Annotated in this window: 1 pseudogene; it reads right to left on the bottom strand. The window is 61.7% G+C overall.

Features of this window, described 5'->3' with window-relative positions:
- A pseudogene (locus tag U5A65_RS40840) lies at positions 1-295 on the bottom strand (hypothetical protein); the annotation flags it as partial.

Raw genomic sequence — 295 nt, 5'->3', positions numbered from 1 at the left:
TGCTGGCGTGAGCCGGAACACGCGCGGCCGCTGCGTCCACTCCCTGTCCATATACGGCACAAGGCGACCACTGCGCACCACATCGCACAAAACGCGCCGGACATCGTCGTTGGTCTGTGGCAGGTTCCAGTGGGCGAAGTCCAGAATATCGGATAGATACTCCTGAATTGTCTGCAGGCCGCGCTGACCGGTTATCGTGCGCAGGTCATCCTTCGGCCTGAAATAGCGGTAGAAGTCGCCCCGGTCCTCGTCGCGCTGACGTTCAAGCTCATCGCGCTCCCAGCGCTTGCGCTCA

The organism is Paraburkholderia sp. J10-1, from assembly GCF_905220165.1.
In the GTDB taxonomy this organism is placed as follows: Bacteria; Pseudomonadota; Gammaproteobacteria; order Burkholderiales; family Burkholderiaceae; genus Paraburkholderia.
Note: the sequence above shows the minus strand (reverse complement) of the source record. Positions and strands in the feature narration are given on the sequence as shown.